This window comes from Synechococcus sp. HK05 (genome assembly GCF_019104765.1).
Taxonomy (GTDB): domain Bacteria; phylum Cyanobacteriota; class Cyanobacteriia; order PCC-6307; family Cyanobiaceae; genus Vulcanococcus.
Genome location: NZ_JAHRXJ010000002.1, coordinates 349480 through 355878, shown reverse-complemented (window position 1 = coordinate 355878; position 6399 = coordinate 349480). Strand labels below are relative to the sequence as shown.

Annotated in this window: 10 protein-coding genes; 6 read left to right on the top strand and 4 right to left on the bottom strand. The window is 61.9% G+C overall.

Annotated features, from left to right (window positions below):
- On the bottom strand, positions 1–746 hold a 746-nt coding region (locus tag KUL97_RS03055; RefSeq protein WP_217795476.1), incomplete at its 3' end, for a DUF4347 domain-containing protein.
- Positions 747–949: 203 nt separating this feature from the next.
- Here KUL97_RS03055 and KUL97_RS03050 point away from each other — a divergent pair.
- From KUL97_RS03050 to KUL97_RS03040, 3 genes are all read left to right on the top strand, one after another.
- Positions 950–2053 (top strand): sensor histidine kinase, encoded by a 1104-nt coding sequence (locus KUL97_RS03050; protein ID WP_254896100.1) that lies wholly within the window; start codon positions 950–952, stop codon positions 2051–2053.
- Complete coding sequence (locus tag KUL97_RS03045; protein ID WP_217795475.1) at positions 2046–2768, top strand: LytTR family DNA-binding domain-containing protein; 723 nt, start codon at positions 2046–2048, stop codon at positions 2766–2768. Before KUL97_RS03050 ends, KUL97_RS03045 begins: the two co-directional genes overlap by 8 nt.
- Before the next feature lie 227 nt (positions 2769–2995).
- Positions 2996–3211 carry a hypothetical protein gene (locus tag KUL97_RS03040; protein ID WP_217795474.1) on the top strand — a complete coding sequence of 72 codons (216 nt, stop codon included), beginning with the start codon at positions 2996–2998 and terminating at the stop codon, positions 3209–3211.
- Between the two features lie 296 nt (positions 3212–3507).
- Here the strand turns inward: KUL97_RS03040 and KUL97_RS03035 are convergent, their stop codons facing one another.
- Positions 3508–3735: a hypothetical protein gene (locus KUL97_RS03035; protein ID WP_217795473.1), complete on the bottom strand. Its 228-nt coding sequence runs from the start codon at positions 3733–3735 to the stop codon at positions 3508–3510.
- Between the two features lie 178 nt (positions 3736–3913).
- Between KUL97_RS03035 and KUL97_RS03030 the strand changes: the two genes are divergently transcribed.
- Together KUL97_RS03030 and KUL97_RS03025 are read left to right on the top strand one after the other, a co-directional pair.
- The gene (locus KUL97_RS03030) at positions 3914–4969 is read left to right on the top strand and encodes a class I SAM-dependent methyltransferase (protein ID WP_217795472.1); all 1056 of its coding nucleotides are present in this window, start codon (positions 3914–3916) and stop codon (positions 4967–4969) included.
- Between the two features lie 56 nt (positions 4970–5025).
- Positions 5026–5349, top strand: a complete 324-nt coding sequence (locus KUL97_RS03025) for a copper-binding protein (RefSeq protein ID WP_217795471.1) — start codon at positions 5026–5028, stop codon at positions 5347–5349.
- Positions 5350–5362: 13 nt separating this feature from the next.
- Here KUL97_RS03025 and KUL97_RS03020 read toward each other — a convergent pair whose 3' ends face one another.
- Positions 5363–5635, bottom strand: coding sequence for a hypothetical protein (locus KUL97_RS03020; RefSeq protein WP_217795470.1), 273 nt, complete (start codon positions 5633–5635; stop codon positions 5363–5365).
- A gap of 9 nt (positions 5636–5644) precedes the next feature.
- Between KUL97_RS03020 and KUL97_RS03015 the strand changes: the two genes are divergently transcribed.
- Complete coding sequence (locus KUL97_RS03015) at positions 5645–5959, top strand: DUF6439 family protein (RefSeq protein ID WP_254896098.1); 315 nt, start codon at positions 5645–5647, stop codon at positions 5957–5959.
- A gap of 21 nt (positions 5960–5980) precedes the next feature.
- On the opposite strand, the gene KUL97_RS03010 is transcribed toward KUL97_RS03015, so the two are convergent.
- Complete coding sequence (locus KUL97_RS03010; RefSeq protein ID WP_217795469.1) at positions 5981–6382, bottom strand: ATP-binding protein; 402 nt, start codon at positions 6380–6382, stop codon at positions 5981–5983.
- Positions 6383–6399 lie beyond the last annotated feature (17 nt).

The following is a 6399-nucleotide window of genomic DNA, read 5'->3' as shown; positions in this document are numbered from 1 at the left end:
GCATAAATGATGCCACCACTCTCGTAGACGGCGGTGACGGCATTGGAACCCAGGCCAGCAGTTGTAGTATAGTTTGTAAATGTTGCACCGCCGTTAGTGGAGATGCTCAGGCCACCGCCAGTTGCCACATAAATGGTGCCGTCGCTCGTGTAGACATCGTTAACAGTCCCGAATTCGTTGATGGTGGTGGTGCTGGTGGCAGTCAGCTGCCCGGTCCAAGACTGCTGCTGCGCAGCGGTAACTGGCAATGCAGGCGCCTCTATTGCAGAGCTCGACGTAACCGCCCAATCGCAGCTCCCGCCCTCGAGGTGTCCGAGCACACCGCTGCTGCTCCACACGCTGGCGCCGGTGAGCTCTTCCCACAGAGCGATGAAGCGGCGATCGGACCCGGCTTCGCAACTCCACAGGGCCAGGCTGCTGAGCTCCCATTGGGTGAGGTTGTGGGCGTTGGCAAGCAAGTTGGCGCTGTTGATCGCCCTGGCGCCCACCTGCATCACACCTGGACTGCCGTGACTGACCCAGTGCAGCGTCTGCACCGGCTGCCCCTGCCGTCGCCGCTGCGCCAGGGCGGCCGACACCGCCTCAAGCGGATCCTGATCGCCATCCAGCCAGAGCACCGGCACCAGCGCTTCCGCCAGGAGCTCGCGGATCTTGGTGCAGCTGCCATCGGCGACCAGCAGCACATCTGTTGGCGTTCCAGCCTTCTGGGCGACGCACAACGTTGACAGCACTGTTGAGCTGGCCATCGGTGTGAGTGGATTTCGAGTGATTCACCTCTAGTGAATGAATGCTTGCCCCTGCAAGCGCTGGTGGGCTTGGCGGGAATGAATCGGTCGTTTCAGGGAATGAACGTGTCATCACCATGGGGCGAGGGAGACTGCTAGCTCCATGGCACGCTCACGCTGTTGCACGGTGTGTTTCGTTGTGCCATCTTGTTTCCTACCCACCCATGCAAATGTTGACGATGAGGCGGCGCCAATGGATCGTCTGGGTGCGAAACCATCGCTTGTTGTGCTTCAACGCTCTGTTCTGGCTCGCCATCGGTCTTGATGCCTACACCTCCAGCTGGGGTTGGGCGCATGTGCCGATCCAGCCCGAATCTGGCGTTGCACTGATGTTGTTCTGGGCGATTCCTGGTTTCCTGTTCTGCGCTTGGATGCAACGACGGTTCATGCGCAATTCAAGCTGGGGCTCACTACGGGGCAGGCGACGAACCGTGGTCTTGCTCATCAGCATGGTTCTGTTCGTCAGCATCCTGATTGTCGTTGTGCATGGCTTGATGCGATTGCTGCCAGGTCTCGCTGATCAATATGTCTATACGGATTTGCAATTTGCTGCGAAAACCTGGATTGCATATGGCGGGTTACTCCTGCGTCTTCTGGTTTGGGCTGGATTCTTCCTTCTGTTTCTGAATGCTCGTGACCTGCAGCACAGCGAAGTCAGGCGAGGCCAGCAGGAAAAGGCGTTGGTTCAAGCCCAGTTGCGGTTTCTCACCTCAGCGTTTCAGCCCCATTTCTTATTGAATGGTCTCACCGCCATCGCTTCTTGTCGCCACGATCCCGATGCGGTGCAGGAAGGATCGAACGGCCTAGCAGACTATCTTCGCTACACGATCGCAAAGCCTGAGTTGCTGGAGCCTTTGCAGTTGCAACTGGATGCTCTCGAGGGCTACATCAGTGTTCAGGAGCTTCGCTTTGCTGAACGGTTTCGCTCAGAATTCCTTGTTGACAAGGACGTGCTGCAGCACCGGGTGCCTCGGTTTCTGCTGCAACCCCTGGTAGAAAATGCGTTCAAGCATGGCTCTACTGGTTTCGATGGCTTGCTACGGATTCAGGTGCGCTGTCGCTGTGAGGGCCAAGTCCTGATCTTGTCTGTGGCTAACACGGGTCACTGGCAAGCAGCCCATGGGGGAGGCTACGGCTTGGAGGCGATCAGACAACAACTGGATTTGTTCTATGGGTCGGCTGCCACATTGCGCGTCAGCAACAACGATGATCTCACCCGTGTGACGGTGGAGTTACCCGTCAGGCAGGGACAGCTCATCCATGCTTGAGGCCTTGTTGGTGGAGGATGAGCCTGCTGCCATGAGGCATCTCAGGGCCTTATTGGAGCAGCATCCCCAGGTGAGAGTGCAGGCCCAGGCGCATTGCCTGGAGCAAGCCATTGCTGCGGTGCAGGCGGCGCCACCAGATCTTGTGTTTCTGGATCTTCGCCTCGGAAGCGTCCACGGATCAGCGCTTCTGTCCATGCTTCCTGGCGCTTGCCAGGTGGTGATCACCACGGCCTACCGCGATTTCGCCATCCAGGCTTTTGATGCTGGAGTGCGCGATTATCTGCTTAAGCCGGTTCGTCCAGAGCGGCTTGCCCTCTGCTTGGAGCGGTTGCTTGCGGCGAGGACTGATGCTGATGCCAACGATCCCGGCTCCAGTGACACCGAAGGCTTCTGGCTTGATCGCTCAGGCTGCCACGATCAGATCCGCTTGGATGCTGTGCTGTGGGTGGTGGCCATGGGCAAAAGCTCGCATCTCCAGCTGGTGGATCGTGATCCGTTGGTGTTGAACCGCCTGCTTGGCGAGTGGGATGGCTTGTTACCGGAGGACCAGTTTCCACGTCTCGATCGTTCCACGATCATCAGCCTGGCGGCGCTGCGCACCTTGAAGCGCGTGTCCCGTTCGCTCACGCTGTTGTTTTTTCATGGTTTTGAGCAGCCACTGGCGATCGGGCCCACCGCAGCCCGGCGCCTCAAGGAGCTGCTGGCGAACCAATGAGACGGACCGAGCGATACGGATTAAGCCTGGGCACAGCTGAGGCAAAGCACCCGCCGATCTAATCGTCGCCGAAGCCTCCACCTCCTCACGCCGGAGAAGCTGGAGGCACGAGGCCTGTCTGATAGGAAGGCCAGGCTGGTGATCCAGGCCAAAGCTCCTGGCTATCGGTCGACACACCTGGACGGGATTCAGATTCCTCTCAACGGCATTGGTGCTAACACCAGGGCATGACTGAGTTTCTTCCCACCAAGCAGACGTTCCTGCGCATTGCAAAGGGCATCAACCTGGAGCCAACCGACAAGGCTGTCGATCAGGTCTTTGACGCTCTCGTGCTGAGCGGGCACCTAAGCCCTTCCTGCCGGGCTGGTGGGAGCTTTGTCGTCTTAACAATCGAGTTGTGCTCCGAATCGCCGTGCGCTGTGGAGCATTGCCGAAATGAGTGAACCGTTGCTGCAGCCTGGACGACGTGGCAGGGGCTCTCAGGACGCTTCATGTCTCACCCCGTTACGTCTCCCCCAGCCAGATCCAGGGGCTTGGGTCCCCAAGAAATGTCCCCAAGATGGTCCCCAAGATGAGATTTGCCGAAATTAACCCAGGTCAGTCATAGCAATGGTTTTAGTCGAGCACAAAAGGCAGTGACTCGTCCACCATGTACTACGACGCCTGATCAGCGCCGGACTGTCTCCAGCAGCCCCGGTTCAACCGGGGCTTTTTTGTGGCTGGCTGAGTCGTTCTCGGCTCAGTCGTGACGCAGCTGGGCGATGGCGCTGTCGTGCAAACGGCGGTCGTGGGCATGGCGCTCAGCCCAGGCCACTTCCTGGGCACGCACGTTGGAGGCCTCGCTGCCATCAGCAGTGGCATGGCGCTGGGCCACCACCGGCTCGTGGCGGCGCTGCTCCTGTTGGCGATGCCGCATCCATTCCACAAACAGAGGCTCGCTCTGAGAGGTGTGGATTGAGGGTCCCATCACATCCTCCGGGGGATTCGCTTGCATTCATTCTGTAGCGGTTGCTACGGAAATACCAGGCGCTCCATGAATCGTGATCTGGGTTCAATGCGGCACAGAACGGCGCCTGGCCCCAACCGATCACGGTGCCGGCTGGGATCCGTTGGAATAGGAGACCGCTGCACCCTCGCCCAGCTCCATGGCTGACACCCTCACCAAGCTCGCCTATCAGGCCTTGCAGCAGGGCAAGAGCCTGGTGGGCGTGGCCCACAAGGAAGTGAGCACCAAGCTGATGGAGCTGGTGGCGCCTCAGGGTGCCCCCAAAACGCGGCCGATTCCGCCGCAGATGCTGATGGATCTGCAGGCCGCCAACGCAGCGCTGATGGAGACCGATTGGGAGGAAGCCGAGCAGGGGCTCTATCCCACCAGCCTGCTGTTCGACGCGCCCTGGCTGGATTGGGCGGCGCGCTATCCGATGGTGTGGCTCGACATGCCCAGCACCTGGAACCGGCGCAGCGAGCGCAACGTGACCGACCTACCGCGGGAGGTGCAGAGCGAGAACTATCCCGACTACTACCTCCAGAACTTCCACCATCAAACCGATGGCTATCTGAGCGATCACTCCGCCTCGCTGTACGACCTGCAGGTGGAGATCCTCTTCAACGGCACCGCTGATCCCATGCGGCGCCGCGTGATCAAGCCGCTGGTACAAGGCCTGCGGGCCTTCAGCGATCGACCGGCCTCCCAGCTGCGGGTGCTGGATGTGGCCACCGGCACCGGTCGCACCCTGCGCCAGGTGCGGGCGGCGCTGCCACAGGCGCAACTGGTGGGATTGGATCTCTCCGCTTCCTACCTGCGCCAGGCCAACCGCTGGCTCAGCCAACTGCCCAATGAATGCCCCCAGCTGGTGCAGGGCAATGGTGAGGCCATGCCCTTCGCCAGCGGCAGCATGCAGGGCATCACCTGTGTGTTCCTGCTGCATGAGCTGCCAGCAGAAGCCCGCCAGAACGTGATCAACGACTGCTTCCGCGTGCTCGAACCCGGCGGTGTGCTCGTGCTGGCGGATTCGGTGCAACTGGCGGATTCGCCCCAGTTCGAAACCGCCATGGACAACTTCCGCCGCGTGTTCCACGAGCCCTACTACCGCGACTACATCGGCGATGACATCGAGGCCCGCCTCAGCAGCGCCGGCTTCAGCAGCATCCGCGCCAGCTCCCACCTGATGACCCGCGTGTGGAGTGCCACCAAGCCCTGACATTGGGCCGTGGTGATCGCCCAAACGCCATAGGGTCCGCCCAAAGCGATGAGGGCATGAGCAATCCGTTCAGCGTGCGCTGGTTGGCAGGCTGGACCTTCCAGACGGTGTTCATGGAGGGATGTGTGCAAGTGGAAGCCCATGGCTTCGGCATCTGCCTGCGCACGCCCCTGCTCCCTGGTGAAAGCCCTGTGGTGGCGGCAGACCGGCTGGTGTTGGCGGAAGATCAGCGCCGCCGGGCGCTCCACAACGCCTGGCTCAGGGGCAATCGCCTTCCCGCAGCGCAGCCGGCGCCTCCCCTGAATGGCGCCAGCGCCGAGGTGGAACCGACCCTTCTTGATCGCCCCGAGCTCGAGCCCCTGATCCGACTGGCCGCCTGAGGCTCGGGTTGGCTCAGCGCTTGAGCCACAGGGCCAGCAGCAAGCCGAGCCCACCCCAGCGCAGGCCGCTCCAGAGGGCAGTTTCGCTCCAATGGCTGGGCCGCAGCGGAGCGGGCAGGGGGTCGAGCACCCGCTGCGCCAATGCCATGCGTTGACGCAGGCGCCGGGCCTGCAGGCTGTCGTCGCCACTGCGGAGCCGTTCGGCCCGTGACACCTGCGCCATCAGATTCGCCAGCTGATGCAGCCAGCGAATGGGCGTGTGGGGAGACCTCGGACGCTGCTGCATGGCGCCAGGATGGCCCTGCAGCCGAGCTTTCGTCCAGTGTTAACGCGTGAACCGTGGCCGGAAGGCAGCCGCGAAACGGCTGAGGCCTTGCATCGCCTGCTCACCATCGACAACCGCCAGTGGCATGCCCTCAAGGGCCAACCGCAGCGGCGAGCCGCCGAACAGATCGCGGCGGCCCTGGTGCAACTGCTGGATCCGGCCAATCCAGCCCATGCACCGGTTGCCACACCCCAGCGGCAGCAGGCCATCGCCCTCCTCGAACATGGGCTGGGTTGGTTGCGCGGCGAACTGAAAGATCCGGGCTGTCCAAGCCACGGTCACTGAGGCACGGTCACTGAGAAAGGGTTACTGAGGCCCTCGCTGCCGGCGCAAGGCCACCTGCACCCGGTTGCCGCGCGCGCTCCAGCGCACGTCATCGAAGCAGGAGTGAATCAGAAACAATCCGCGGCCGCACAGGGCATCGGCTTGCTCCGGCAACACCCCACAGCGGGCATGGCTGGGCACGCCAGAGCCTTCATCCTGCACCTGAAACACCCACCAACGCGGGGTCACGATGCGGCGCACCCGCAGGCATTTGCCGGGATCGTTGGCGTTGCCGTGCCGCACCGCGTTCACCAGCACCTCCTGCAACCCCAGCTGCAGCGAGGCAAGCTGCTGGGCGCAACTGATCGGCTCCAGCAACACCTCGAGCAGCGGCGAGAGCTGCAGGGTGGATGGGGTGATGAAATCGGCCCAACGGTGCGACATCGAACCCAAACCGGCGG

What these genes read in the sequence shown, in the direction of transcription:
- KUL97_RS03050 (WP_254896100.1), top strand. Translation starts at nt 950, where the DNA reads ATGCAAATGTTGACGATGAGGCGGCGCCAATGGATCGTCTGGGTGCGA.
- KUL97_RS03045 (WP_217795475.1), top strand. Translation starts at nt 2,046, where the DNA reads ATGCTTGAGGCCTTGTTGGTGGAGGATGAGCCTGCTGCCATGAGGCAT.
- KUL97_RS03040 (WP_217795474.1), top strand. Translation starts at nt 2,996, where the DNA reads ATGACTGAGTTTCTTCCCACCAAGCAGACGTTCCTGCGCATTGCAAAG.
- KUL97_RS03035 (WP_217795473.1), bottom strand. Translation starts at nt 3,735, where the DNA reads ATGGGACCCTCAATCCACACCTCTCAGAGCGAGCCTCTGTTTGTGGAA.
- KUL97_RS03030 (WP_217795472.1), top strand. Translation starts at nt 3,914, where the DNA reads ATGGCTGACACCCTCACCAAGCTCGCCTATCAGGCCTTGCAGCAGGGC.
- KUL97_RS03025 (WP_217795471.1), top strand. Translation starts at nt 5,026, where the DNA reads ATGAGCAATCCGTTCAGCGTGCGCTGGTTGGCAGGCTGGACCTTCCAG.
- KUL97_RS03020 (WP_217795470.1), bottom strand. Translation starts at nt 5,635, where the DNA reads ATGCAGCAGCGTCCGAGGTCTCCCCACACGCCCATTCGCTGGCTGCAT.
- KUL97_RS03015 (WP_254896098.1), top strand. Translation starts at nt 5,645, where the DNA reads ATGGCCCTGCAGCCGAGCTTTCGTCCAGTGTTAACGCGTGAACCGTGG.
- KUL97_RS03010 (WP_217795469.1), bottom strand. Translation starts at nt 6,382, where the DNA reads ATGTCGCACCGTTGGGCCGATTTCATCACCCCATCCACCCTGCAGCTC.